The organism is Aliiroseovarius marinus, assembly GCF_050881025.1.
GTDB classification, from domain to species: Bacteria; Pseudomonadota; Alphaproteobacteria; order Rhodobacterales; family Rhodobacteraceae; genus Aliiroseovarius; species Aliiroseovarius marinus_A.
Map to the genome: position 1 here is coordinate 446283 of NZ_JBNNXQ010000003.1, position 23820 is coordinate 470102.

Here is a 23820-nt window from a genome sequence, read left to right on the forward strand (position 1 = left end):
CCGGAAAAGAAAAGACCGAACCGGCGGATTTGCCCAAAAAACACCGGGGTTACGGGCTGTGGGCCGCGGGACGCTTCAACGCGAAATAGGCGCTGTCGCACCATTTCCCATTGATCTGAATTGTGGACCGGGCCGAATGCGTCAGCCGAAAGCCAAAACGCGTCAAGAGGCGCGCGGATGCCGTGTTTTCCGGATCAATCTCGGCGGTGATTTCTGCAAGCTCTTCATGGCGCGCCCACGCGGCAGGCAGGATTGCCGCCAGGGCCTCGCTGGCCAGACCTTTGCCCCAGTGATCGGGATGCAGGATATAGCCGATTTCCCCCAAGCGCCACAGCCCGGCCTTGCCGATCACCGCGCCGTCATGTTCGATCACGTATTCCAGACCGGTCTCTTGATAAGATCGGATCATCCCATCAAGGGTGTCTTGCGTGCGGGCAGGGGTGTCATGGGCGGCGTGGCTCCAGTAAACCATGGCGCGCGGGTCCGAAAACACCGCGTGCAGCGCCAGCAGATCATCAGGCCGGGGCGCGCGCAGCAAAAGACGGTCTGTTGTGATCATCCCATCTGTCCTCAGACCGGTTTGGCACCATGACTACCCCGTTCACGATAGGGGGTCGTGTCGTAATGTGACCGGTAGCATTTCGAGAAATGCGAGGGGCTGGAGAACCCGCAAGACAGGGCCACGTTGATCACGCTCATATCGGTCTGCATCAACAGGTTGCGCGCCTTTTGCAGGCGCAGCTCCATATAATAGCGTTTCGGTGAGCGGTTCAGATAGCGGCGAAACAGGCGTTCCAGCTGGCGGGTGGACATGCTGACTTCTGCGGCCAGAACGGATGGAGAGATCGGCTCTTCGATATTGGCCTCCATCTTTCGGATCACCTCGGACAGCTTTGGATGGCGCACGCCGATCCGGGTGGGCACAGACAGGCGCTGTGTGTCGCGATCGGTGCGAATGGTGGTATAAATCTGCTGATCGGCCACGTTATTGGCCAGATCTTCACCCTGATCTTCGGCGATCAGTTTCAACAGAAGATCAATCGAGGCCGTGCCGCCCGCCGTGGTCATCACGTTGCCGTCGATGACAAAGACCCGTTTGGTCAGCTCAACCTCGTCAAACTCTTCGGCGAAACTGTCATGGTTTTCCCAGTGAATGGTGGCGCGTTTGTCGTTCAAAAGCCCGGCCTTGGCCAGCACATGGGCCGCCGTGCACAGCCCGGCAATACGCACGCCACGCCGGGCTTCGCGCCGGATCCAGTTCAAAAGCTTCGGAGAGCAGTGTTTTTGCACGTCCACGCCCGAACAGACCAATACGGTATCGTCGCGTTTCAGCTCTTCCAGATCACTGCCCGCATAAAAGCTCGGGCCTGCAGAAGAGGCGATTTCCGCGCCGCCTTCGGTCATGATCACCCATTCATAGATATCGCGCCCGGCGGCCCGGTTGGCGATGCGCAATGCATCAACCGCGCCTGCAAAACTCAGCAGCGTGAACCCTTCCACCAGCACAAAGACGAACCGGCGCGGCGCCTGTCCAGTTGCGGGGGGCTGTTTGTTCATGCGACTCACCTTCTTTGCAGTGGGTTTGGCTTGGCGTAGCGGGGACTTCATCAGGTTTGCGCCACGTCATCAAGACGCATTTTGCACCATGTTGCACCCCAGGTTTCAAAAGCGTCACATCATCACTATATCCCGTCACACCCTTGTCTCATAACTCTTATTTGCACGCAGCGCAGGGACAAGGTAGAACGGTGATCGGCCCGGTGATCGGGTTTACAAGATGATTTACGGAGCAAAGACATGACGGATTGGGACAAGTCGACCTGGCGCAGCAAGCCAAGGGTTCAGATGCCAGACTATACCAACGCGGCCGCATTGGCCGATGTTGAGGCACAGCTTGCCAAATATCCACCGTTGGTTTTTGCAGGCGAAGCCATGCGTCTGCGCGAAGAGCTGGGACGTGCATCACGCGGCGAAGCCTTCCTGTTGCAGGGCGGAGATTGCGCCGAGAGCTTCGCGGATTTCTCGGCCGATGGCATTCGCGACACGTTCAAAGTGATGCTGCAGATGGCGATGGTTCTGACCTTTGGCGCCAAAGTGCCGGTGGTCAAAGTGGGTCGCATGGCCGGTCAATTTGCCAAGCCGCGCTCGGCGCCCACGGAAACGGTGGATGGTGTGGAACTGCCCAGCTACCGCGGCGATATTATCAACGAGCTGGACTTCACCTCGGACGCCCGCATCCCGGACCCGCAGAAAATGCTGCAGGCCTATACGCAATCGGCAGCGACGCTGAACCTGTTGCGCGCTTTCTCGACGGGTGGTCTGGCCGATGTGCATCAGGTGCATCAGTGGACGCTCGACTTCACCGCATCCGGCGAGGCCGAGAAATACCGCGCCATGTCCGAACGCATTCAGGACAGCCTTGATTTCATGAAATCAGCAGGCGTGACCGCGGATCGCATGCACAGCTTGCAGACGGTGGATTTCTACACCTCGCATGAAAGCCTGCTGCTCGAGTATGAAGAGGCGCTGACCCGTCTGGACGCGACCACCGGCAAAACTGTGGCTGGTTCGGGGCATATGCTGTGGATTGGCGACCGCACCCGCCAGCCCGATGGCGCCCATGTGGAATTCCTGCGTGGGGTGATCAACCCGATCGGGCTGAAATGTGGCCCGACCACCACCGCTGAAGACCTGAAAATCCTTCTGGAAAAGCTGAACCCGGAAAACGAGGCAGGCCGTCTGACGCTGATCGCGCGGTTCGGTGCCGGAAACGTGACCGAACACCTGCCGCGCCTGATCAAAACCGTTCAGGAAGAGGGCGCCAATGTTGTCTGGTCCTGTGACCCGATGCATGGCAACACGATCAAATCGGCTTCGGGCTATAAAACCCGGCCCTTTGACAGTGTTCTGAAAGAGGTTCAGGAGTTCTTTGCCGTGCACAAAGCCGAAGGCTCGGTGCCGGGTGGGGTTCATTTTGAAATGACCGGATCGGACGTGACCGAATGCACCGGTGGCGTGCGCGCGGTGACCGACGAAGACCTGTCAGACCGGTACCACACCGCCTGCGACCCGCGCCTGAACGCCAGCCAGTCGCTGGAACTGGCCTTCTTGGTCGCTGAAGAACTGTCCGATCTGCGCATGGGGCAACTGGCCGCCAAAGCCAGCTGATGAAAATGTCTTAATGCCACCTGTGCGGGCGATGAGAACTGAAAACACCCGGTCTTCGCGACCGGGTGTTTTGCGTTCCGTCCCTGCGTATCATCATGCCCGCTTGGATCATCCCTGTCAGACTGGCAAGAACGGGTTGATGTCTAGTCGTTCTTGATCAGCGTCAGATGCTGACCCGGTTTTGTCGGGGCTTTGGGGCGTTTTTCAAACCCTTCAGCATGTTCGGCAAAGCCCGGAATATGCGCCCCGCGTTTGTCCGCGGCGCTGGCAGAGCCATCTGTGCCTGTTTTGCGCCCCTCTGTCGGGCCATCCGAGGCATCAGGGCTCAGATCCACGCGCTCTACATCAAATACCTCGTGCAAGGGGCGTTTGAATTCCCAGCTGCGTGTCGGGCGCGCAGTGTTCGGCGCGTCGGCCGGTTCCGCATCGGGAACATTTGCGTCAAGTTGATCGGACAGGCGCTGCGGAAAGCTCGTGTCACTCAGCAAAGGCGAGGCCTCCATGCCGCGCACTTCAAACCGGGTGGGCGCACGGCCCAGCTTGCCTTCGACCTGCAACGCCCCCAGAACACGGGTTACCGCGCCGGTCTCGTCTCGCAACGGCAACAGCACGATCTGCGCCTCGCTGGCAGCCACAAACATGCCCGGCTTGGTGCGCAGGGTCAGATTGACACGCGCGGGGCTTTCAAACACGTTTTCCAGCGCTTCATGAATTTCCGCCCGCGCCTCGGGCAGGAAAAAGGCTGAAATGGGCATGCCGCGCACTTCCATTCCCAAAATCTCGTTCAGGTGCTGACCTGCCAGTCGAATGCGTGCCAGTCCCGGCGCAATACGTTCCAGAACAAAGGCATAAGCCAGGCTGTCGGCAAAACCGCGCGGGTCAACTTCGCTGCGTGCAGGCATCAAACGCCCATTGCGCAGCGCATCCCAATAGGTTTCGATCTGCGCGATGGCTTTGAACTTGCGATCTCGACGGGCCGATGACAGGTCCACGACCTTGCCGCTTTTGAGATACTCGATTTTCATGGCGCGTTCCTTGCTCCGTTTCGCGGCCTGTAAAAACCGCCGCGTCCGCCTGTCCGTATCTCCTGATCGACGCTGGCCTTGTCCAGCTGGTGACCGTTTGTTAACGAATAGACGGATAATCCTTACTGATGTCTTAATATGCCATGTTCGTATCGAATTTGGTGGAAAAACGTAGCAAATGGTTAACTTCACATGCCCAACTCGATGACAGGATATGCCAGCGCCACTGGCGCGCTGGAAGGGTTCAGCTGGACCTGGGACCTGCGTGCGGTCAATGCGCGCGGGTTGGATCTGCGGCTCAGACTGCCCGACTGGATCGAGGGGCTGGAAGATGCCACGCGCAAAGCCCTGAAGGCAAAGGTCGCCCGCGGGAACGTGTCGCTTTCGCTGAAACTGACCCGCGCCGATGTAACGGGCATGCCCAGCCTGAACCCCGATGCGCTGGCGCGTGCCCTGGCGCAACTGTCCTCTGTTGCCGCCGAGGCCAAGGCGCAGGGCCTGCCGGTGGCCCCGATCTCGCCTGCTGACATTGCGCAGATGCGCGGTGTCATTGATGTGGACAGCGCAGCCGAGGTCGATCACGCCCCGCTCGCCCGCGCCCTGATCGCCCAATTGCCCGAACTGGTCAGCGCCTTCTGCGACGCCCGGGCTGAGGAAGGGGCGGCCATGGGACGCGTGTTGTCAGGGCAGGTGGACGAGGTCGAACGGCTGGTCGCCGAGGCCGAGGCGCTTCTGTCCGATCGTGACACGGCCCAAGCCACGGCCCTGCGCGAGGCGTTGGCCCGCGTAATGGACAACACGGATGGCGCCGACCCTGACCGCGTGGCACAGGAGCTTGCGGTGATCGCGGTGAAAACGGATGTGCGCGAAGAGCTGGACCGGCTGGCCGCGCATATTGCGGCGGCGCGCAGTCTGCTGGCCGCGGAAGGCGCCATCGGGCGCAAGTTTGATTTCCTGATGCAGGAATTCAACCGCGAGGCCAACACATTGTGTTCCAAGGCGCAATTCAACGCGCTGACGGCCATTGGGCTTGACCTGAAACATGTGATCGATCAGATGCGCGAGCAAGTGCAGAACGTGGAGTAACGACATGAGCGAGCAGTTAAACGAACGGCGCGGCCTTCTGATCATCCTGTCCTCGCCCTCTGGCGCGGGGAAATCCACGCTGGCCAAGCGGCTCATGGAATGGGACCCGACATTGAGCTTCTCGGTCTCGGCCACCACGCGCGCCCCCCGCGAAGGCGAAGTGGACGGGCAGCATTACCATTTCGTCGATGAGCCGAAGTTCAAGGATATGGTGATCAAGGGCGAGATGCTGGAACATGCCCATGTCTTTGGCAACTTCTATGGTTCACCCGCCGAGCCTGTGCGACAGGCCATCGAAGGGGGCAAAGATGTGCTCTTTGACGTGGACTGGCAGGGCGAGGTGCAGATCCGCAATTCCTCCATGGCGTCGCATTCCCTGTCGATCTTCATCCTGCCGCCTTCGATCAAAGAGCTGCGCGCGCGGCTGATTGGCCGGGGTCAGGACAGTGACGATGTGATCCAGAAACGCATGCAGAAAAGCTGGGACGAGATCAGCCATTGGGGCAGCTATGATTACGTGCTGGTGAATGATGATCTGGAGGCCACAGCGCAACGGCTCATCACCATTGTCGAGGCCACACGCCAGCGCCGCAACCAGCAGCCGCGTCTGCTGGATCATGTGCGCAAGCTACAAACCGAATTTGAAGAGGGAAGCACATGATCTACGAGTTGGACGGGATTGCGCCCGAGATTGCAGGCGACGCTTTTGTAGCGTCGGACGCCAACCTCATTGGCAAAGTGCAGATTGATGCCAAGGCCTCGGTTTGGTTCGGCTCGACTTTGCGCGGCGATAACGAGTTGATCCATGTGGGCGCAGGCTCGAATGTGCAGGAAAACTGCGTCTTCCACACCGATATGGGCTTTCCCCTGACCATCGGCACGAATGTGACCGTGGGTCACAAAGTGCTGCTGCATGGCTGCACCATAGGCGATGGCAGCCTCATTGGCATGAATGCCACCGTGATGAACGGCGCTGTCATTGGCAAAAACTGCCTGATCGGGGCAGGGGCGCTGGTGACCGAAGGCAAGGTGATCCCCGACGGGTCGATGGTTCTGGGCGCACCGGGCAAAGTGGTGCGCGAGCTGGACGCAGCGGCGATCAAGGGGCTTGAGGCCTCGGCGCTTGGCTATCAGGCGAATGCGGCGCGGTTTTTGAAGGGGTTGAAGGCGGTCGGCAGATAGATGCGAACTAGTATGTTGCAGACCACACAATACTTATTCCTCAAAAAGAGTTTCTTTTGAGGAACCTGACCACTCCCAAAATTATCAACCCAAATGGGACCCACAAGACGACAAATGGAAGAAAAAATCCGAGCGACCACAAAGGGTAAATGAACTCACCAATGTCCGCTCCGAAAACAACGCACTTTTCAGGGCCTCTAGCCCAAATTGTACACCCCTTAAGTCTTGCCAATTGAGCAACTAGAAACCCGATCGTCCAAAGGACTGCGGGCCATAGCACGATCAGAACAGTGACCCTTTTGGATATTCTGCTGTCTTCATTCGTCAAGGTAACCACTCAGATTTAACAGATGTAGCTCAAGGACATACGTTTTTCTGCATAACAATAAAGTCCGCATAGCAGACAATACATCCTTGGTTAAGTCATAATCAAAAATGAAAAGAGCCGCTGAAATCAGCGGCCCTTCATTGGTCACGTTGTGAGTCGCTTACGCAACAGCTTCCTTGGCTTCTTTCAGCCATGCCAGAACAGTCTCGGGCGCGCTTTCGCCGTAAGGGTCTTCGCCGTGGTTGTCTTCGCGGCCGGGCTCTTCGAACCAGGCTTCGACAACACCGTCATTGATCACGGCAGCATAGCGCCACGAACGCGGGCCGAAGCCGATGTTGGATTTGTCGACCAGCATGCCCATCAGGCGGGTAAATTCGCCAGCGCCATCGGGGATGACTTTCACGTTTTCCAGCTCCTGGTTGCGGGCCCAGGCGTTCATGACGAAGCTGTCGTTGACCGACATGCAGTAAATCTCGTCGATGCCTTCGGCCGCAAAGTCAGCAGCGCCGTTCTCATAGCCGGGCAGTTGGTAGGTCGAACAGGTCGGGGTAAACGCGCCGGGCAGCGAGAAGAGCACAACGCGCTTGCCTTTGAAGTAATCGTCCGAGGTCATGTCCTGCCAACGGAACGGGTTGTCGCCACCGATGCTCTCATCACGAACGCGGGTGTGGAAGGTGATGTTGGGGACGTTTACGCCTGCTTGCATGTCAAAAATCCTTGTTAAGTTTGGCGCGTGGCTGGGAATCGGCTGCGCGCGTCGGGATGAGAATTAGAACGTTTCCAAATTCCACTCAACGGGGATTCCACTGCACGCGTCAAAATGCCTGTAGCTATGCTGTAAACACATGGCGGGCTTGTGGCTTTCAAGGTGACTTGGCGGCGCGAGGCCTATATATATAGCCCATCTTTTGGCCCCGGAGGACAGCCATGCGTGATCTGAAATTGCCCGAAAGCCGCCACCCTGAAAAGGCGCATCGGCCAGACAATGCACAGCCCAAGAAACCCAGCTGGATCAGGGTGAAAGCGCCCGGTGGCAAGGCTTATGCCGAAACCCACAAGATCATGCGGGAAAACAATCTGGCGACGGTTTGCGAAGAAGCGGCCTGTCCCAACGCGGGCGAATGCTGGAGCCAGGGCCACGCCACCATGATGATCATGGGCGAGATCTGTACCCGCGGCTGCACCTTTTGCAATGTCGCCACCGGCAAGCCCGACACGCTGGATGCGTTTGAACCGGGCCGGGTGGCCAATGCGGTGAAGAAACTGGGGCTCAATCACGTGGTGATCACTTCGGTGGACCGTGATGATCTGGAAGATGGCGGGGCGGATCACTTCGCCCAGACCATTCGCGCCATTCGCCACCAGTCGCCCAAGACAACCATTGAAATCCTGACCCCGGACTTCCTGAAATGCAAACCAGAAGTGCTTGAAATTGTTGTGGAAGCACGCCCTGACGTGTTCAACCACAATCTGGAAACCGTGCCCGGCCTTTACCCGCAAGTGCGCCCCGGCGCGCGCTATTTCCATTCGCTGCGCCTGTTGCAGCGGGTGAAGGAAATGGACCCCTCGATGTTCACCAAATCGGGCATCATGGTGGGGCTTGGCGAAGATCGGCAGGGCGTTTTGCAGGTCATGGATGACATGCGCGCCGCGGACATCGACTTCCTGACCATCGGGCAATATCTGCAGCCCACGCCCAAACACCATGCGGTCGAACGGTTTGTGCACCCCGATGAGTTCAAGGATTACGAGACCGCCGCCTATGGCAAGGGCTTCCACATGGTGTCCTCGACACCGCTGACGCGCTCCTCTTACCACGCGGGCGATGACTTTGAGCGGCTGCGTGCAGCACGTGAAGAAAAGCTCGCAAGAAGCTGATCATTAAAGAGTTTCGACCTATTGTCGAGGCGCAGAAATGAGACGAAACGCGCGGAACCTACCCACGTTGTGGGCGTTTCGAAATCAACTTGTGTCTCAAGTCAATCTCGAAACGCTTTATTCGGATTACCAGAACCGCCTATTGACGCGCTCGAGCTTCATCCACTCGGGTGCGCCGATGAAATACTCGTAGGCAAAAAGCGAAAAGCAGATCGCGACCACCAGTAAAAACAGTTTCACCTGCTTCTCGGACGGCGGATTGCGCGCCCATTTGGACATGCGCATGAGCCAGCGCAGGTTCATGGCTTACGCCTCGCGCCCATCAGATAGGAAACGCACCTTGCCAATATAGGGCAGGTTGCGATTTCGTTGCGCATAGTCGATGCCATAGCCGACGACAAATTCATCGGGAATTTCAAAACCGGTCCAATCGGCTTTCACATCCACCTCGCGGCGCGAAGGTTTATCCAAAAGCGCAATGGTTCTGAGCTTGCGCGGTCCCTTGGCTTTGAGCAGCCCAACCACATGTTTCAGTGTGAACCCGGTGTCGACGATATCTTCCACCACCAAGACGTCCCGCCCGGAAATTTCGCCACGTAAGTCCTTGAGAATACGCACTTCCCGGCTACTTTCGGTGGAGTTTCCGTAGGATGACGCCTCGAGGAAATCGACCTCGACCGGCAGGTCCAATTCGCGCACCACATCTGCAATAAACACGAAAGAGCCGCGCAACAGCCCAACCACGATCAGCTTGTCCGTGCCGTCAAACTCGTCGTGGATTTCGCGTGACAATTCCTCGACCCGCGCCGCGATCTGTTTCGCCGAGATCATCGTGTCAATGACATATGGTCGCTGGGCCATGGCTTCCCCCTTGATTTCCGCTCGTATTCCTAAGACATACGCAACGAATAAAGAAGGGAAAACACCACAAATGCCGACCCATGGCGAAAAACGTGTGCTGCCGCATAGTGCGGACCAGATGTATGCGCTGGTGGCGGATGTGGGCCGTTACCCGGAGTTTCTGCCGTGGAATTCAGCCGCGCGGGTGCGCCGGGTGGTGGATCAACCTGATGGGCGCAAACTGATGGAGGCCGATCTGGTGATCAGCTTCAAGGTGTTCCGCGAGCGGTTCACCAGCCGGGTGATGTTGGATGAAGAGCTGCGCCGTATTGATACGGAATATCTGGACGGCCCGTTCAAATACCTGAAATCACACTGGATTTTTGCAGATCACGCGGAGGGGTGCGAGGTCGAGTTCTTCGTGGATTTCGAATTCAAAAGCGCGGTTTTGCAAAAGGTCATCGGGCTTGTGTTCAACGAAGCCATGCACCGGATCGTGGCCGCTTTTGAAAAACGGGCCGCAGAACTTTACGGCCCGTCTGTGTAATCACCGGGTCAGCTGCGCTTGGGCGCTGCATCGCCGCCTTTGACTGCAGTTTTGCCCTTGCGACGGGCCTTGGCGGCGGCTTTGGCCTCTGCCTTGGCCGCGGCAGCACGCGCCTTGTTTTTCTTGCTGTTCGCCTTGCCCTTGGGTGGGGGTGGTCCTTTTTTGCCAGCTGTTGCGGGTTTGCCCTTTGCGCCGGTGGGCGCGCCTGCTGCGGGCTTGTGGCGCGGTTTGCGCGGGGCATCGCCCTCTGCGCTGGCAGATTTCGGCTTTTTGCCCGCAGAAGCCCCCAGAGGTTTCACCACCTCGGGATCATGAGATTTCTTCGGCTTATAGGTTTTGCGCGGGCGATCGTCATTGTCACCGCGGGGGCGTTCCCCACGCGTGTCACGATCCGGGCGCGGCCCTTTGCGATGCGGCTTTGGCCCATCGAAATCCCGTTTCGGCCCACGTTTGAACCCGCCACCCTTGCGATCCGGGCGCTGTTGGCGGGGCAGGTCGGGGGCTTTGTCCAGCCGGGTCAGGGCAAAGCCCTCGATGGCCATTTCGGGGCCGATGGTCTTCAGGAAGGCATCGGTCTGGGCCTCTTTGATCTCGATATAGGTCTTGTCGTCAAAAATGCGGATCGCGCCGATATCGGTCTTGGTCAGCCCGCCAGCGCCACAGATCATCGGCAGCAGATGGCGCGGATCGGCATTGTCATTGCGCCCTTTGGCCAGCGTAAACCACGTGCTGGGGCCAAAATCTTCGCGCTTTTTCGGTTCTTTGGCATCCACCGCTGACAGTTCCTCAGGGGCGGCATGGGCGCGGTGATAGAGCTTCAGATAAGCCTGCGCCAGCTGGTTGGCGTCAAAGGCTTGCGCCAGTTCGGCGGCCATTTGCACCTCGTCCTCGGTCGCTTCCTGCGTCCAGACCTCGTCCGACAGAATGCGGGCGTGATCGGCCGCGCGCACGTCTGCGGCTTGCGGGGCAGGGGTCCAGCGTGCGGTCAGCTTGGCCCAGCGAAGAAGACGTTCGGCCTTTTTGCGGGCCGCGGGCGGCACGATCAGTGCAGAGGTTCCCTTGCGCCCGGCGCGGCCCGTGCGGCCAGACCGGTGCAGAAGTGTTTCCGAGCCGGTGGGCAGGTCCGCATGGATCACCAGATCCAGTTTCGGCAGGTCAATGCCACGCGCGGCCACATCGGTGGCCACACAGATGCGCGCGCGCCCATCGCGCATCGCCTGCAGCGCGTTTGAGCGTTCCGATTGCGTCAGTTCGCCAGACAGCGCCACAACCGCAAAACCGCGATTGGACAGGCGCGTGGTCAGGCGGGTGACCATGGCCCGCGTGTTGCAAAAGATGATTGCATTGGGCGCTTCGTGAAAGCGCAACACGTTGATGATGGCGTTTTCCACGTCGCGGGCGGCCACCGGGTGGGCGTGGTATTCAATGTCAGCGTGTTGGCTTTTCTCGGCCACGGTGGTGACGCGGTGGGCGTCGGATTGATAGCGCCCGGCCAGCGTGGCGATCATCTTCGGCACAGTGGCAGAGAACAAAAGCGTCTGGCGGTCTTCAGGGGTTTCGTCCAAAATGAACTCAAGGTCTTCGCGAAAGCCAAGGTCCAGCATCTCGTCGGCTTCATCCAGCACCACCGAGCGCAGCGCCGTCAGGTCGATCGACCCGCGCATGATGTGGTCGCGCAGACGGCCGGGGGTCGCCACGACGATATGCGCGCCACGGGCCAGCGCGCGGCGTTCGTCGCGCATATCCATGCCACCCACGCAAGAGGCCATGACCACGCCGGCTTTGCCAAAGAGCCACGCCAGTTCGCGTTTCACCTGAAGCGCAAGCTCGCGAGTCGGGGCGATGACCAGCCCAAGCGGTGCGGCGGCGGCGGGAAACGCGTCTTCTTCGCCCAGAAGCACCGGCGCAATCGCCAGGCCAAAGCCCACGGTTTTGCCCGATCCGGTCTGGGCAGACACCAGCATGTCACGCCCGGTCAGCTCTGGGTCAGAAACGGCAGTCTGTACGGGGGTCAGGGTGTCATAGCCGCGCTCGGCAAGCGCGTCGGAGATAAGCTGTTTCACGGGCGGTCTTTCAGGTAAGGCGCGGGGAACGGGCACACTGCCCGTGCCCATCGGTCAGATCGGGGCAGGATCGGGCGGGCATAGCCCGTGCGTCTGCAAATGTATAGCGTTTATTCGTCAGGGCGACTTTGCGTGTCAGACAAGGGATGATGGGTCAGGACCAGATCGCGCAGCCGTTCTTCCAGAACATGTGTATATATCTCGGTCGTGGCCAGATCGGCATGTCCCAGCAGGGTCTGGATCGCGCGCAAATCCGCGCCATTTGCCAAAAGATGGGTGGCAAAGGCGTGGCGCAACCGGTGTGGGGTGACTTTCGCGGGCGACACACCAGCGGCCACGGCGATTTCCTTGATCAGCCCATAAAACCTGTGCCGGGTCAGGTGGCCTGCCTTGCCGGTTGACGGAAACAGGAACGGTGAAGGCTTGGCGCCATGGTCCAGCCGGGCGGCCTCTTCACCGGCGTCACGCGCCGACAACCAAGCACAAAGCGCATCGCGCGCCGGTGGGGACAGTGGCACCATACGTTCCTTGCCGCCTTTGCCGCGCACCAACAGAACGCGTGGGTCACCCCGTGTGGCGGCCACGGGCAGGGTGACCAGCTCGCTGACCCGCATGCCGGTCGCGTAAAGCAGTTCCATCAGGCAGGTGTTGCGCAGCCGGTCGTGATCTGTGCGCCCCAGACTGCGCGATGCGCTCAACAGCGCGTCAACTTCCGCCTCGCTGAGCGTCTTGGGCAGGGATTTCACCCGGCCCGGCCCCTTGATTTTCAAGGCTGGATTGTCCGCCCGCCAGCCTTCTTCATAGGCAAAACGGTAGAGCTGCTTGATCGCCGACAACCGCCGGGCGCGGGTCGATTGCGCCAGACCTTGCGTGTCACAGTCGACCAAAAATCCCTCGATATCTTCACGGGTGACAGCTTCGAACCCACGCGCGCGCAGATATTCGGAAAACGCCATTAGGTCGCGACCATAGGCCAGCCGCGTGTTTTCAGAGGCGTCCAGTTCAGCCGCCTGCGCTTCGAGAAACCCGGAGATCCAGCGCGCATGATCCGCCGCGCCCTGAGTTGTGCGATCCCCGCTCATCCGCGCCGTTCCAAAATCAGAAACTCCAGCGCCGCCCGGCGGGCAATGCGTTCCAAGCCAACCTGCCGGAAAAAAGCAAGCGCGTCGGTCATCTTGTGCATATCACCCTGGGCCGCTTCGGTGAAAAGCTGAATGGCCCGCAAAATTGCCTCGCCCTGACGTCCGTCATCGACAAGAGCGCGAAAACGCACGGGCAGGGCGCTGGCCTGAAACCCGTCTTTCACCACCTTGGCGCGCGCATCATAAGGGGCGAACGCCTCAAGGTCTCCCCGCGCCACGCCCAGCAAAAACGCCTCCTCCGGATCGGTTTCACGCTCAGCCCAGCCCTGCGCAACCTCTTCGGATTTGCTGGACAGAAGGCCCAGTTTCAAAGCCATCAGACGGGCTTCGCCGGGCAATGGTCGGGCGGCAAGAGCCGGACCAAAAAGCTCTGCCGCGGGCACTTCCAGCCCGGTTTCCTCAAGATGCGGCCATAGCTCCATCACCGCCTGCGCCAGCGCGTTCACGTCATATCCGGCCAAGGCGCCTTCGACCGCGCGCAGGGCCACCATGCGGTCCCAGATGCCCCCCGAGGCGGCCGGTTTGCGTTCGGAATACAGGCCAAGCAGCTGGTTGGGCGTGACAGCCCCCACACGCGCCAGCCGTTCCCCCGCTTCGGCGCGGGCTTTCCAGCCGATATTGGAACGCAAATCCGCCTGCGCGAAGGCCAGCGGCAATGCGCCCGTCGAAATATGCTCGCCAATCGCTTCATGCATGCGAAAGGTCAGGGGGGTGGGGTGGTCAGGTTGCGGCAACGGGGGCGCGCCTTCGAACAGATCAGGGTCCAGAAACCGGGCGAGCAATGCGTCCTCGCTGGGTGAGATATAGCCAAGCGCGCGGCCCGTTTCCAAGGTCAGCACCGCCGCATCCCAGTCCCCCACACGCGCCAAGCAGAACACGCGCGCGGTGAAGGTTGGGCTCAGATCAGGGCTGTTGCGCAAGGTGGCACATTGGCGATCCTCATGCCCCAACAACAGCGCCGTATCAAAGCGGCGCTGAAACACGCGGGCATTGGCATTTCCGGCGCGCTCAAGCAGGGCCTCGGCCTGATCCAGCGCCCCGGTGGCCAGCAGGCGGTCGACACGGGCCAGAAACAGGCGGTCATCGCCCGCCCGCGCGCCCTTGGGCGGGTTCAGCTCTGCCAATAGAAGCGTTTGCAACAGCTCCTGCATGGCGGGCAACAGATCGTGATCCAATGCGGCGATGCGCCGGGCCAGATCATCCGGGCGCGATGCGCCCCAAAGGGCAGGCGGCAGGCCGGTGGCGGCGCTGGGAAGCAATCCCAGCGAATCAAGCTGGGGGGCCTCAAGCAGCGACATCGTCACCTCGGCAACGGACGCGCCGGTGCTGGTTGCGGCCTCGTTAGGATCAGGCGGCAGGATCGCATTGGTGGTCGCGGGCGGGGGCAGGGCAACGCTGTCAGACAGCCAGTCGATGGCTGAAATCGGTGCGCCTGCAGGTGCCTCGGCATTTTGCGCCGTTGCCGCCGGGACAAACGAGGCAACCATCGCGCAAACCAAAACCACCAGCGCAGGGGCGCGCCTTGGGGGAAAGCGGGCAGGCCTACCCACCATTCAACGTCACGGTCGTGCTTTGCGGGGCCACGCGCGGGGACATATCCCCTAGATAAGCATAGCCCGTCAGGCCGATCCCAGCCAGCAGCCCCAGAAAAAACAAAAGCTTGATCAGCCTGATCAGCATGTCGGTTCACCCATTTTTCTGCCTCAATGCGGTTCTCTGTGGTTTTGCCTCATTTTATATATGGCATTTTCCGCAAGATCACGCCATTCAGGAAAGAAATCCGAATTTGAGCAAGTGGACGCCGCTTTGGCCTTCAATGTGAAAAAATCCATCGTCATGGTGGGCATGATGGGCGCGGGGAAATCCGCCGTCGGGCAGGCGCTGGCTGCCCGCCTGGGCGTGGCGTTCATGGACAGCGATGAAGAGATTGTGCGCGCTGCCAACATGTCCATCGCCGAGATTTTCGAACGCGACGGAGAGGCCTTCTTTCGTGACCGCGAAACCGAGGTGATCGGCCGGCTTCTGGACACGCAACGTGCGGTGCTCTCCACCGGGGGCGGGGCGTTCATGTCCGACCGCAACAGGGTGATGATTTCTGAACGCGGCGTGTCCGTGTGGCTGAAGGCGGATCTTGAGCTTTTGTGGAACCGCGTCAGGCACAAAGACACCCGCCCGCTTTTGCGCACGCCGGACCCCAAGGCCACCTTGCGCGAGATTTATGATGCACGGGTCCCAACCTATGCCAAGGCGGACCTGTCTGTTGACGCAGACCCGGATTATTCGATCGAAGACATGTGTGAGGCCGTTGTGACTGCGCTTTTGACGCGCCCCGATGTGCTGGAAGAGGTGTGACATGACAGAAGTGACGACCGTTCATGTGCCACTGGGCACGCGGGCCTATGATGTGCGGATCGGGCAGGGGTTGCTGACACGCGCCGGGGCAGAGGTCATGCCGTTTCTGACCCGCCTGAAGGTCTGGATTGTGACCGAGGAAACCGTGGCCGGGCTGCATCTGGAAACACTGAAAGCCGGGCTGGCGGCTGAGGGGATCGAGGCTGAGGCGCTGATCCTGCCCCCCGGGGAAAGCACCAAAAGCTGGCCCTTTCTGATGCAAACCGTCGAATGGCTTCTGGACCAGAAGGTTGAACGCAACGACGTTGTGCTGGCCTTTGGCGGCGGCGTGATCGGGGACCTTGTGGGGTTTGCCGCGTCCATTCTGCGTCGCGGTGTGCGTTTCATCCAGCTGCCCACATCACTTCTGGCGCAGGTGGACAGCTCGGTCGGGGGCAAAACCGGGATCAATGCACCGCAGGGCAAGAATCTGATTGGCGCCTTTCACCAGCCCACGCTTGTGCTGGCCGATATCGACGTGTTGGGCACGCTGACTGCGCGCGACTTTCTGGCGGGCTATGGCGAGGTCGTGAAATACGGCGGGCTGGGTGACGCGCGCTTCTTTGACTGGCTGGAAGAAAACGGCCCGGCCTTGGCCGCGGGTGACATGGCGCTCAGACAAGAGGCGGTGCGCCATTCTGTGCAGATGAAGGCCGATATCGTGGTGCGCGATGAAACCGAACAGGGCGACCGCGCGCTTTTGAACCTGGGTCACACCTTCGGGCACGCGCTCGAGGCCGCAACCGGCTATTCTGATCGTCTGCTGCATGGCGAAGGCGTGGCCATCGGCTGCGCACTGGCGTTTGAAACATCGGCCCGGCTGGGGTTGATGAGCCAGGAATGCCCCTCGCGTCTGCGTGCGCATCTGGCGGCCATGGGCATGATGAAAGACATTTCAGACATCCCCGGCGATCTGCCGGATGCTGATGGGCTTATGGCATTGATGGGGCAGGATAAAAAGGTGGTGCAGGGCAAGCTGCGCTTTATCCTTGCCCGCGCCATTGGAGAGGCCTTTGTGGCCGATGACGTGGATATGTCCACCGTGCGCGACGTGTTAAGCGACGCGCTGTCCTGACGGCCTCGAAGCATTTGCAGGTATCGCCCGATCACAGCAATAACCGGACACGCTTTATTTTCTTGTCAAAAATACCTCGGAGCGCGAGGCAAAGCCTCGCATCCACTCCTGCGCCAAACCACAGCCCCCAAAGAAAAAGCGCCCAACCATCCGGCAGGCGCTTTTATGTCCAGATATCAAAGCGTTTCGGTTTTAGCCTGAGGCAGGGGAAATCCGAAACGCGGTAAGAGATATCAATATCGTGGGCGTTTCGGATCAGAACGGGATTTCGTCGTCGAAACCACCGCCAGCCGGGCCACCTTGCTGACCACCGGGGCCGCTTTGACCGCCGGGGCCGGGATCGCCGCCGCCATAGCCGCCCTGATCACCCCCGTAACCACCGCCGCCGCCATAGCCACCGCCCTGGCCACCACCGCCGCCGCCACCGTCGCGACCGTCCAACATGGTCAATGTGCCGCCAAAGCCCTGCAGGACAACTTCGGTCGAATAGCGGTCATTGCCTGACTGGTCTTGCCATTTGCGGGTCTGCAACTGGCCTTCGACATAGACTTTCGAGCCTTTGCGCAGATATTGCTCACACACGCGCACAAGACCTTCCGAGAAGATGGCAACCGAATGCCATTCCGTGCGCTCGCGCCGCTCGCCCGTGTTGCGGTCTTTCCAATTTTCCGAGGTGGCAATGCGCAGGTTGCACACTTTCCCACCGTTCTGGAACGTGCGCACTTCGGGGTCACGCCCCAGATTCCCGATAAGCATGACCTTGTTAAGCGAACCCGCCATCCTGCGTCCTTTCGATTCTGTGGTTGGGCCGTATCGTTACACCATCTGGGGGCGAGAGAAACGGGGTTTCTGTTCCGTTCCGACCGCCTATATGCGCAAACCCGCGCGGGCAGGGGGTGCGGATCACACAGCCTCTTTTCGAAATCATGTTTTGCACCTATATTGCGGTCAACACTTTTGGGGGCAGTTATGTCACGCAGGAATTTTACCGCCATTCGCGGTGCTATGGTCGGGCTTGTGGCCGGCGGGGTGAGCTTTGCACCGATGGCCCAAATGGCAATGGCCGATACGCTTTTTTCAAGCTCAGGCGGCCGGGCCAGTTTCGCGGCTCAGACACGGGTTCTGGACACGCGTGCGGCCTCGCAATACGCAAATTCGGTGCGCCTGACCCCCAATAAAGGCGTGGTGCCCGAAGCCAGCATCCCATCCTTCCGCGGCCGCTATAAAGGGCAATACCTGCCTATCGCCAAACAAATGGCGCGGCGCCACGGCATTCCCGAAGATCTGTTTTTGCGCCTTGTGCAGCAAGAAAGCGGCTGGAATCCGCGTGCAAAAAGCCATGCCGGTGCGATTGGTCTGGCGCAGCTGATGCCGTTCACCGCACGCGCGTTGGGTGTGGACCCTTGGAATCCGACCCAAAACCTGGAAGGCGGGGCGCGTTACCTGCGTACGCAATATGACCGGTTCCGGTCCTGGCGTCTGGCGCTTGCGGCCTATAATGCCGGGCCGGAAGCCGTCGCGAAATATAATGGTGTGCCGCCTTACAAGGAAACCCGCGGATATGTGCGGGCCATTTTGGGAAGCTAGGCGACCAAACTTCGAATTTTGTTCTGCTAAAACAACCCACTCCCGCCCTTTGTTGATCCTGCGGATCGCCGTCGGTTGGGGATGGCCCGCGCGCCGCGCGGGCAGCTGTGTTACAGGCTGCGCCCTTCGGGTCCATCATAGGACCGCTCCACGCGGGCCACGCGCAGCGTGTAGTGCTGATACCAGCGCTGCTGCCCCAGCTTCTGCGCGCCCAGATGGTCAGCCTTGGCCTTCCACGCGCGGATCGAGGCCTCGTCCGCCCAATAGCTGACCGTGATCCCCAATCCGCCAGCATCGCGCGTGCTTTCCGCGCCCAGATAGCCGGGCTGTGTCTGGGCAAGTTCGAAAATCTTGTCGGCCATGGCTTCGTAGCCCGGCGCGGGATCTGCCAGTTGATTGGCAAAGATCACCGCATAATAAGGCGGGTCGGGCAGGGGGGCGAAACGGGAGGGGTCATATGACAATGGGCGCATCCTTTCACAGATACGCCCAGTCATAGATCAGTTTTGCCGACGCGTCACTCGACGTCTTTCAGCTCTTTCTTATGCAGCCATTCGGCATGTTTGGGCGCGCGTTTGGTTTCGGACCATTCGTTCAGCATGTCCCATTTCACTTCGTCCATGCGTTTCAGCATCGCCTCTTCCTCGGGGTCGGGGCAGGCCAGTTCAACACGGTGGCCATTGGGGTCGAAGAAATAGATCGAGTGGAAGATCGAATGGTCCGTGACGCCCAGAACCTCGACACCGTTTTCTTCCAGATGTTCTTTGAATTCAATCAGTTCCGCACGATCTTTCACTTTGAATGCAATATGCTGCACCCAGATCGGCGTGTTGGGGTCACGGCCCATTTCCGGCTTGGTCGGCAGTTCGAAGAAGGCCAGAACGTTGCTGTTTCCGGCATCCAGAAAGACATGCATATAGGGATCAGGCTCATGGGTCGACGGCACGTGATTTTCCGCGATGGCCAGGATGAAATCCATGTTGAGCATCTTGCCATACCACTCAACCGTTTCTTTGGCGTCTTTGCAGCGATAGGCGACGTGGTGAATCTGTTCAATTTTCATGCGGTTTCTCCTCTTTCCCGGCGTCTTACCCTATAGTCGTTGCAAATGCAACGAAATTGAGGGGCGCGTGTTGAGCTACGATCACGCGAGGCCGATTTGCGGCCAGAAGCGACTTAAGATGATTTGCGGAAAGAGGAGGGGGTTTTGCCGGTTTGCTTCAAGAAAGCCCGGGTAAAATAGGCGGCTGAACTGAACCCAAGCGACCGGGCAATATCCTTGATCGGAAGATGGGTCTCCGTCAGCAGCCGGCGCGCCTCGTAATGCACGCGGTCTTGCAAAATAGCCGAGGCCGGGCGCCCGCAGGTTCGGTTGCATACGCGACTCAGATGCGTGGGGGTGACACCCAGATGCGCAGCATAGTCGCGGACGGTTTTGGCGGAGTGAAATTCCTGTTCCACCAGGGCAGTATAGGCGTTGACCAAACGGGCCGGGGCGCTTGATGTCACCGCGTTGGTTTCCGAACGGTCCAACTGGCGGTCCAGCCAGACGGACAACAAGCCTGCGTGACACATCATGGCCCGCTGGGCGCGTCCGGTGTTTTTCTCCATTTCACGCTGAAGATCGTCGACCAGATTGTTCAGCTCGATATGCTGATCCGCCTCTCGCAGGCGCAGATGCAGAGGGTCTTCGGGCAAGGACAGCTCGCCCTCGCAGCCCTGCGGGAACACCACGATTGTGCCCGCCGTCTGGGTGTTCATTTCAAAGCCGTGCATGGTGCCTGCGGGCAGGAAGATGCAATTATGCGGGCCATATCCGGCCGTGACACCGTTCACCGTGATCCGGCCTTGTCCACGGGTGAACCAGATCAACACAGGCGCCCCATAAGACCGCATCGCCTCGGTGCGCCAACGGCCACCATTGCCCAGCCGGGCAAGCGGCAGAACACGGAAGGGCGAAGCAAAGCGTGGATCAGTGGTCATTCTGTCGATTGGCTATCTGTCTGTGGTTTTCCCCAATGCCCTAGGCGTAGCGCAGGTTGGGGCCTTTGTCGCAAGGTTTTTAGTGATAATTAAGTTATCCACAGACCCGTCCACAGAGTTTGGTCAACAATTGGGGGTAACTGCGCGGATTGGTGCCAGATCACGCGATTGGCCGCGCGTAAATTCGCTGAAACCGGGCCTAGGGCAGGGGAATCACTTCCCAGTCACGCATGCGTTTGCGAAACCAGGTGCGCTGGCGTTTGGCATATTGCTGGCTGGCGATGATGGCGCGGGTGCGGGCCTCGTCCAACGAGATTTCACCTTTCAGATGCGCGATCAATTCAGGCGCGCCGATGGCTTTGGCGCTGGGGTCTTTCGGAGACCAACGGGGCAGGTTTTCGCGGGCTTCGTCAAGCGCGCCTTGATCCAGCATGATGTCAAAGCGCCGCTCGATCCGGGCGCGCAGCCAGTCGCGGTCCGCGTCCAGATGAAAGGCGCGCGCTTTGTAAAGGGGTAGAAGCGGGGGCGGCGTATCGTCCTGCCAGCTGGCCAGACCGCGCCCGGTGGTGTGCTGAACCTCCCATGCGCGGGCAACGCGGGCCGGGTTTTGCGTGTCGATCCGGGCCAGCGTGTCGGGATCAAGATCGGCCAAAAGCGCGGGCAGGCCACCTTCGGCCAGCCGGGCCTCGCCATCGGCGCGAATGGCGGGCGGTGTCAGGGGAATCTCGGCCAGCCCTTCGGTCAGGGCGGTCAGGTTCAACCCGGTCCCGCCTACGATGATCACGCGTTGATCGCCCGCCAGCAAAGGGGCCACGTCGCGCAGCCAATGGCCAACGGAATAATCCTGATCACCGGGAATATGGCCATAAAGCGCATGGGGCGCGCGGGCCTCATCCTCGGCCGAGGGGCGCGCGGTCAACACACGCCAGTTGGCAAAGACCTGCAGCGCGTCGGCATTCACGATCACCCCGCCCGAAGCCTCGGCAATGGCCAAAGCGAGCGCCGATTTCCCCGAGGCCGTGGCCCCCGCAATCAGCACCGGCTGATCCGCACCAACCGTCGCCGCGGCTGCTTTCAGAAGTGTTTCACCGTTCGTCAAACCCGTGCCTGCCTCTTTTTTGCGCGCATTCACCGCATCGCGCATTGAATGTCGCGCTCCAATCGGTCACATTGCGCGCCAAGACAATCACGACAACATGAGAGTGGCAACCGATGAGTGATCAGGCCCAGACGACGGCAGAGGGTGAGACCCCGCAGCCGACCTATAAACGTGTCATGCTGAAAATTTCCGGCGAAGCGCTGATGGGCGATCAAGGCTTTGGCCTGAACCCGCCCACGGTCGAGCGCATCGCGCGCGAAGTGAAATCCGTGCATGATATGGGCGTCGAGATTTGCATGGTGATCGGCGGCGGCAACATCTTCCGCGGTCTTCAGGGCTCGGCGCAGGGGATGGAACGCACAACGGCCGATTACATGGGCATGTTGGCGACCGTGATGAACGCGCTGGCGATGCAATCGGCGCTGGAAGGGCTGGGGGTGTTCACCCGCGTCATCTCGGCCATTCCGATGGATCAGGTCTGCGAGCCTTACATCCGCCGCCGCGCCGTGCGTCACTTGGAAAAGAAACGCGTTTGCATCTTTGCAGCAGGCACCGGCAACCCTTATTTCACCACCGATACAGCCGCCACGCTGCGGGCCAATGAAATGGCCTGCGAGGCGATCTTCAAGGGCACCAAGGTTGATGGCGTCTATGACAAGGACCCGGTGAAATTTGACGACGCGACACGCTATGACAATGTGTCTTATGATGACGTGCTGGCCAAACGGCTGGGCGTGATGGATGCCTCGGCGATTGCGCTTGCGCGGGACAACAACCTGCCGATCATTGTCTTTTCGCTGGATGAACCGGGCGGTTTCCGGGGTATTCTGGACGGGCAGGGCACCTATACGCGGGTTGGTGGGTAGCCTCACAGCGACCCGTGATCGCGCCTTTATGGCGGGGCGGATTTCCGCCCAGACCTGAGCGCCGCACTGCCCTAAGGGGAACCTGACCTATACAACCAGTGGCAGGTGGCGTTATACCGGGCGAAACGTGCTCGGAAACAAGAGCTTGAAAAGAAGGAATGCCAAGGGATGGCTGACGAAGAGTTTGAACTGGATCTGGACGATCTGGAACGCCGCATGGAAGGCGCCTTGGGCGCGCTGAAATCCGAATTTGCATCGCTGCGCACTGGACGGGCCTCGGCCTCGATGCTGGACCCGATCACGGTCGAGGCCTATGGCCAGCGCACGCCGCTCAATCAGATTGGTACGGTGAACGTGCCCGAACCGCGCATGGTCACGGTGAACATCTGGGACAAAAGCATGGTGGGCGCAGCCGAGAAAGCCATCCGCGAAAGCGGGTTGGGCATCAACCCGCAGCTCAATGGCACCATCATCATGCTGCCGATCCCCGAGTTGAACGAGGAACGCCGCCGCGAATTGACCCGCGTGGCCGCGCAATATGCCGAACACGCCCGCGTGGCCGTGCGCAACGTGCGCCAGGACGGTATGCAGCAGATTAAAAAGGGCAAGGACAACATGTCCGAGGACGACGCGAAAATGTGGTCCGACGAGGTGCAGGAACTGACCGACAAATACGTTTCAGTTGTCGATAAAGCTTTGGAAACAAAGCAGGAAGAGATCATGCAGGTCTAACCGGACCCGCGTGACAATCAGGTGATTAAGATGGTGATGGCGCGTAAAAGCAAAGCGGACAAGACCCCCGGCGACACCGGTGGGCCGCAGCATGTCGCCATCATCATGGATGGCAATGGACGTTGGGCACAGCAGCGGGGCAAACCGCGCCTGTTTGGCCACCATGCGGGCGCCAAGCGGGTGCACGAAGTGGTCGACAGCTGCCGTGACCTTGATGTGAAATATATCACCATCTTCGCCTTCTCGACCGAGAACTGGAAACGCACCCAGACCGAGGTTGCCGGGCTGATGAGCCTGTTTCGCCGCTATATCCGCAAGGAAATGCAGGCGCTGCATGACCGCAACGTGCAGGTGCGCTTTATTGGCGACCGCATGGCGCTGGACGCGAAGCTTGTCGGCCTGATGGACGAGCTTGAGAACTACACCAAGGACAACGACGGGGTGAACCTGACCATTGCCCTGAACTATGGCGGGCGCGACGAGGTTGCGCGCGCCACCAAGCGCATGGCGCGGGATGTGGCCACAGGCAAGCTTGACCCGGAAAGCGTGAATGAACAGACCCTGACAGGCTATCTGGACACGCGATTCCTGCCCGACCCGGACCTTGTGATCCGCACGTCTGGCGAGGCGCGCATCTCAAACTTCCTGCTGTGGCAGTCGGCCTATGCCGAATATGAGTTCATAGACACGCTTTGGCCCGACTTTACGCCCGCGATTTTCGCCGAGGTACTGGCACGCTTCGGCGGACGTGACCGGCGCTTTGGCGCGGTGGACACAGCTGCGGAATAAGAACACCCCGTTTGCGCAACCGCTTGAGGGTCACGCGCC

Annotated in this window: 27 protein-coding genes; 12 read left to right on the forward strand and 15 right to left on the reverse strand. The window is 60.0% G+C overall.

From position 1 onward, the window contains the following. Positions 1-49: 49 nt before the first annotated feature. Positions 50-559: a GNAT family N-acetyltransferase gene (locus ACRY08_RS11415; RefSeq protein WP_432450048.1), complete on the reverse strand. Its 510-nt coding sequence runs from the start codon at positions 557-559 to the stop codon at positions 50-52. An 11-nt stretch (positions 560-570) separates the two neighbouring features. Next, entirely contained in the window at positions 571-1557 is a 987-nt protein-coding gene (locus tag ACRY08_RS11420; protein WP_432450049.1) for a GlxA family transcriptional regulator, read from the reverse strand. Between the two features lie 240 nt (positions 1558-1797). On the opposite strand from ACRY08_RS11420, the gene ACRY08_RS11425 reads away from it, so the two are divergent. After that, entirely contained in the window at positions 1798-3168 is a 1371-nt protein-coding gene (locus ACRY08_RS11425) for a class II 3-deoxy-7-phosphoheptulonate synthase (RefSeq protein WP_432450050.1), read from the forward strand. Between the two features lie 143 nt (positions 3169-3311). Here ACRY08_RS11425 and ACRY08_RS11430 read toward each other — a convergent pair whose 3' ends face one another. Beyond that, entirely contained in the window at positions 3312-4193 is an 882-nt protein-coding gene (locus tag ACRY08_RS11430; protein ID WP_432450051.1) for a PAS domain-containing protein, read from the reverse strand. 192 nt (positions 4194-4385) lie between these two features. Here ACRY08_RS11430 and ACRY08_RS11435 point away from each other — a divergent pair, with 192 nt between their 5' ends. The 3 genes from ACRY08_RS11435 to ACRY08_RS11445 are packed head-to-tail and all read left to right on the forward strand — an operon-like array spanning position 4386 to position 6461. Then, positions 4386-5279: a YicC/YloC family endoribonuclease gene (locus ACRY08_RS11435; RefSeq protein WP_432450052.1), complete on the forward strand. Its 894-nt coding sequence runs from the start codon at positions 4386-4388 to the stop codon at positions 5277-5279. A gap of 4 nt (positions 5280-5283) precedes the next feature. Continuing rightward, positions 5284-5940, forward strand: a complete 657-nt coding sequence (gene gmk / locus ACRY08_RS11440) for a guanylate kinase (protein ID WP_432450053.1) — start codon at positions 5284-5286, stop codon at positions 5938-5940. Beyond that, on the forward strand, positions 5937-6461 hold the full coding sequence (locus ACRY08_RS11445) for a gamma carbonic anhydrase family protein (protein WP_432450054.1): 525 nt from the start codon (positions 5937-5939) through the stop codon (positions 6459-6461). The genes gmk and ACRY08_RS11445 overlap by 4 nt, the downstream gene beginning before the upstream one ends. Before the next feature lie 488 nt (positions 6462-6949). Here ACRY08_RS11445 and ACRY08_RS11450 read toward each other — a convergent pair whose 3' ends face one another. Next, positions 6950-7495, reverse strand: a complete 546-nt coding sequence (locus tag ACRY08_RS11450) for a peroxiredoxin (RefSeq protein WP_432450055.1) — start codon at positions 7493-7495, stop codon at positions 6950-6952. Positions 7496-7716: 221 nt separating this feature from the next. Here ACRY08_RS11450 and lipA point away from each other — a divergent pair, with 221 nt between their 5' ends. After that, positions 7717-8667 carry a lipoyl synthase gene (gene lipA / locus ACRY08_RS11455; RefSeq protein ID WP_432450056.1) on the forward strand — a complete coding sequence of 317 codons (951 nt, stop codon included), beginning with the start codon at positions 7717-7719 and terminating at the stop codon, positions 8665-8667. 126 nt (positions 8668-8793) lie between these two features. Here lipA and ACRY08_RS11460 read toward each other — a convergent pair whose 3' ends face one another. Continuing rightward, complete coding sequence (locus ACRY08_RS11460; protein ID WP_432450057.1) at positions 8794-8970, reverse strand: hypothetical protein; 177 nt, start codon at positions 8968-8970, stop codon at positions 8794-8796. Positions 8971-8973: 3 nt separating this feature from the next. Next, the gene (gene hpt, locus ACRY08_RS11465; protein WP_432450058.1) at positions 8974-9528 is read right to left on the reverse strand and encodes a hypoxanthine phosphoribosyltransferase; all 555 of its coding nucleotides are present in this window, start codon (positions 9526-9528) and stop codon (positions 8974-8976) included. A gap of 70 nt (positions 9529-9598) precedes the next feature. Between hpt and ACRY08_RS11470 the strand changes: the two genes are divergently transcribed. Then, positions 9599-10054, forward strand: coding sequence for a type II toxin-antitoxin system RatA family toxin (locus tag ACRY08_RS11470; protein ID WP_432450059.1), 456 nt, complete (start codon positions 9599-9601; stop codon positions 10052-10054). Between the two features lie 8 nt (positions 10055-10062). Here the strand turns inward: ACRY08_RS11470 and ACRY08_RS11475 are convergent, their stop codons facing one another. The 4 genes from ACRY08_RS11475 to ACRY08_RS11490 form a co-directional block, all read right to left on the reverse strand. After that, positions 10063-12117, reverse strand: coding sequence for a DEAD/DEAH box helicase (locus ACRY08_RS11475; RefSeq protein ID WP_432450060.1), 2055 nt, complete (start codon positions 12115-12117; stop codon positions 10063-10065). Between the two features lie 110 nt (positions 12118-12227). After that, positions 12228-13199, reverse strand: coding sequence for a site-specific tyrosine recombinase XerD (locus ACRY08_RS11480; RefSeq protein ID WP_432450061.1), 972 nt, complete (start codon positions 13197-13199; stop codon positions 12228-12230). Further along, positions 13196-14746: a hypothetical protein gene (locus ACRY08_RS11485; RefSeq protein WP_432450062.1), complete on the reverse strand. Its 1551-nt coding sequence runs from the start codon at positions 14744-14746 to the stop codon at positions 13196-13198. Before ACRY08_RS11485 ends, ACRY08_RS11480 begins: the two co-directional genes overlap by 4 nt. 55 nt (positions 14747-14801) lie before the next feature. Beyond that, a complete protein-coding gene (locus ACRY08_RS11490) occupies positions 14802-14939 on the reverse strand; it encodes a hypothetical protein (RefSeq protein ID WP_432450063.1) in 138 nt (45 codons plus the stop codon). A gap of 60 nt (positions 14940-14999) precedes the next feature. Here ACRY08_RS11490 and ACRY08_RS11495 point away from each other — a divergent pair, with 60 nt between their 5' ends. Beyond that, a complete protein-coding gene (locus ACRY08_RS11495) occupies positions 15000-15611 on the forward strand; it encodes a shikimate kinase (protein WP_432450064.1) in 612 nt (203 codons plus the stop codon). A 1-nt stretch (position 15612) separates the two neighbouring features. Further along, the gene (gene aroB / locus ACRY08_RS11500) at positions 15613-16725 is read left to right on the forward strand and encodes a 3-dehydroquinate synthase (protein WP_432450065.1); all 1113 of its coding nucleotides are present in this window, start codon (positions 15613-15615) and stop codon (positions 16723-16725) included. A 255-nt stretch (positions 16726-16980) separates the two neighbouring features. Here aroB and ssb read toward each other — a convergent pair whose 3' ends face one another. Beyond that, entirely contained in the window at positions 16981-17505 is a 525-nt protein-coding gene (gene ssb, locus ACRY08_RS11505; RefSeq protein ID WP_432450066.1) for a single-stranded DNA-binding protein, read from the reverse strand. A 189-nt stretch (positions 17506-17694) separates the two neighbouring features. Between ssb and ACRY08_RS11510 the strand changes: the two genes are divergently transcribed. Further along, complete coding sequence (locus tag ACRY08_RS11510) at positions 17695-18312, forward strand: lytic transglycosylase domain-containing protein (RefSeq protein WP_432450067.1); 618 nt, start codon at positions 17695-17697, stop codon at positions 18310-18312. A 110-nt stretch (positions 18313-18422) separates the two neighbouring features. Here ACRY08_RS11510 and ACRY08_RS11515 read toward each other — a convergent pair whose 3' ends face one another. The 4 genes from ACRY08_RS11515 to miaA form a co-directional block, all read right to left on the reverse strand. Further along, positions 18423-18776, reverse strand: coding sequence for an antibiotic biosynthesis monooxygenase family protein (locus ACRY08_RS11515; protein ID WP_432450068.1), 354 nt, complete (start codon positions 18774-18776; stop codon positions 18423-18425). A 53-nt stretch (positions 18777-18829) separates the two neighbouring features. Further along, on the reverse strand, positions 18830-19375 hold the full coding sequence (locus ACRY08_RS11520; protein ID WP_432450069.1) for a VOC family protein: 546 nt from the start codon (positions 19373-19375) through the stop codon (positions 18830-18832). Between the two features lie 113 nt (positions 19376-19488). Then, positions 19489-20295 carry a helix-turn-helix domain-containing protein gene (locus ACRY08_RS11525; RefSeq protein WP_432450070.1) on the reverse strand — a complete coding sequence of 269 codons (807 nt, stop codon included), beginning with the start codon at positions 20293-20295 and terminating at the stop codon, positions 19489-19491. A gap of 199 nt (positions 20296-20494) precedes the next feature. Beyond that, on the reverse strand, positions 20495-21439 hold the full coding sequence (miaA, locus tag ACRY08_RS11530; RefSeq protein ID WP_432450071.1) for a tRNA (adenosine(37)-N6)-dimethylallyltransferase MiaA: 945 nt from the start codon (positions 21437-21439) through the stop codon (positions 20495-20497). Positions 21440-21507: 68 nt separating this feature from the next. Here miaA and pyrH point away from each other — a divergent pair, with 68 nt between their 5' ends. The 3 genes from pyrH to ACRY08_RS11545 all read left to right on the forward strand — a co-directional run bounded on the left by pyrH (position 21508) and on the right by ACRY08_RS11545 (position 23781). Next, positions 21508-22260, forward strand: a complete 753-nt coding sequence (pyrH, locus tag ACRY08_RS11535) for a UMP kinase (protein ID WP_432450072.1) — start codon at positions 21508-21510, stop codon at positions 22258-22260. 168 nt (positions 22261-22428) lie between these two features. Next, positions 22429-22992, forward strand: coding sequence for a ribosome recycling factor (gene frr / locus ACRY08_RS11540; protein WP_432450073.1), 564 nt, complete (start codon positions 22429-22431; stop codon positions 22990-22992). A 36-nt stretch (positions 22993-23028) separates the two neighbouring features. After that, positions 23029-23781, forward strand: coding sequence for an isoprenyl transferase (locus tag ACRY08_RS11545; RefSeq protein WP_432450074.1), 753 nt, complete (start codon positions 23029-23031; stop codon positions 23779-23781). Positions 23782-23820 lie beyond the last annotated feature (39 nt).

Coding starts and splice junctions, on each gene's coding strand:
- ACRY08_RS11415 (WP_432450048.1), bottom strand. CDS start 559: ATGATCACAACAGACCGTCTTTTGCTGCGCGCGCCCCGGCCTGATGAT.
- ACRY08_RS11420 (WP_432450049.1), bottom strand. CDS start 1,557: ATGAACAAACAGCCCCCCGCAACTGGACAGGCGCCGCGCCGGTTCGTC.
- ACRY08_RS11425 (WP_432450050.1), top strand. CDS start 1,798: ATGACGGATTGGGACAAGTCGACCTGGCGCAGCAAGCCAAGGGTTCAG.
- ACRY08_RS11430 (WP_432450051.1), bottom strand. CDS start 4,193: ATGAAAATCGAGTATCTCAAAAGCGGCAAGGTCGTGGACCTGTCATCG.
- ACRY08_RS11435 (WP_432450052.1), top strand. CDS start 4,386: ATGCCCAACTCGATGACAGGATATGCCAGCGCCACTGGCGCGCTGGAA.
- gmk (WP_432450053.1), top strand. CDS start 5,284: ATGAGCGAGCAGTTAAACGAACGGCGCGGCCTTCTGATCATCCTGTCC.
- ACRY08_RS11445 (WP_432450054.1), top strand. CDS start 5,937: ATGATCTACGAGTTGGACGGGATTGCGCCCGAGATTGCAGGCGACGCT.
- ACRY08_RS11450 (WP_432450055.1), bottom strand. CDS start 7,495: ATGCAAGCAGGCGTAAACGTCCCCAACATCACCTTCCACACCCGCGTT.
- lipA (WP_432450056.1), top strand. CDS start 7,717: ATGCGTGATCTGAAATTGCCCGAAAGCCGCCACCCTGAAAAGGCGCAT.
- ACRY08_RS11460 (WP_432450057.1), bottom strand. CDS start 8,970: ATGAACCTGCGCTGGCTCATGCGCATGTCCAAATGGGCGCGCAATCCG.
- hpt (WP_432450058.1), bottom strand. CDS start 9,528: ATGGCCCAGCGACCATATGTCATTGACACGATGATCTCGGCGAAACAG.
- ACRY08_RS11470 (WP_432450059.1), top strand. CDS start 9,599: ATGCCGACCCATGGCGAAAAACGTGTGCTGCCGCATAGTGCGGACCAG.
- ACRY08_RS11480 (WP_432450061.1), bottom strand. CDS start 13,199: ATGAGCGGGGATCGCACAACTCAGGGCGCGGCGGATCATGCGCGCTGG.
- ACRY08_RS11485 (WP_432450062.1), bottom strand. CDS start 14,746: ATGGTTGCCTCGTTTGTCCCGGCGGCAACGGCGCAAAATGCCGAGGCA.
- ACRY08_RS11490 (WP_432450063.1), bottom strand. CDS start 14,939: ATGCTGATCAGGCTGATCAAGCTTTTGTTTTTTCTGGGGCTGCTGGCT.
- ACRY08_RS11495 (WP_432450064.1), top strand. CDS start 15,000: ATGGCATTTTCCGCAAGATCACGCCATTCAGGAAAGAAATCCGAATTT.
- aroB (WP_432450065.1), top strand. CDS start 15,613: ATGACAGAAGTGACGACCGTTCATGTGCCACTGGGCACGCGGGCCTAT.
- ssb (WP_432450066.1), bottom strand. CDS start 17,505: ATGGCGGGTTCGCTTAACAAGGTCATGCTTATCGGGAATCTGGGGCGT.
- ACRY08_RS11510 (WP_432450067.1), top strand. CDS start 17,695: ATGTCACGCAGGAATTTTACCGCCATTCGCGGTGCTATGGTCGGGCTT.
- ACRY08_RS11520 (WP_432450069.1), bottom strand. CDS start 19,375: ATGAAAATTGAACAGATTCACCACGTCGCCTATCGCTGCAAAGACGCC.
- ACRY08_RS11525 (WP_432450070.1), bottom strand. CDS start 20,295: ATGACCACTGATCCACGCTTTGCTTCGCCCTTCCGTGTTCTGCCGCTT.
- miaA (WP_432450071.1), bottom strand. CDS start 21,439: ATGCGCGATGCGGTGAATGCGCGCAAAAAAGAGGCAGGCACGGGTTTG.
- pyrH (WP_432450072.1), top strand. CDS start 21,508: ATGAGTGATCAGGCCCAGACGACGGCAGAGGGTGAGACCCCGCAGCCG.
- frr (WP_432450073.1), top strand. CDS start 22,429: ATGGCTGACGAAGAGTTTGAACTGGATCTGGACGATCTGGAACGCCGC.
- ACRY08_RS11545 (WP_432450074.1), top strand. CDS start 23,029: ATGGCGCGTAAAAGCAAAGCGGACAAGACCCCCGGCGACACCGGTGGG.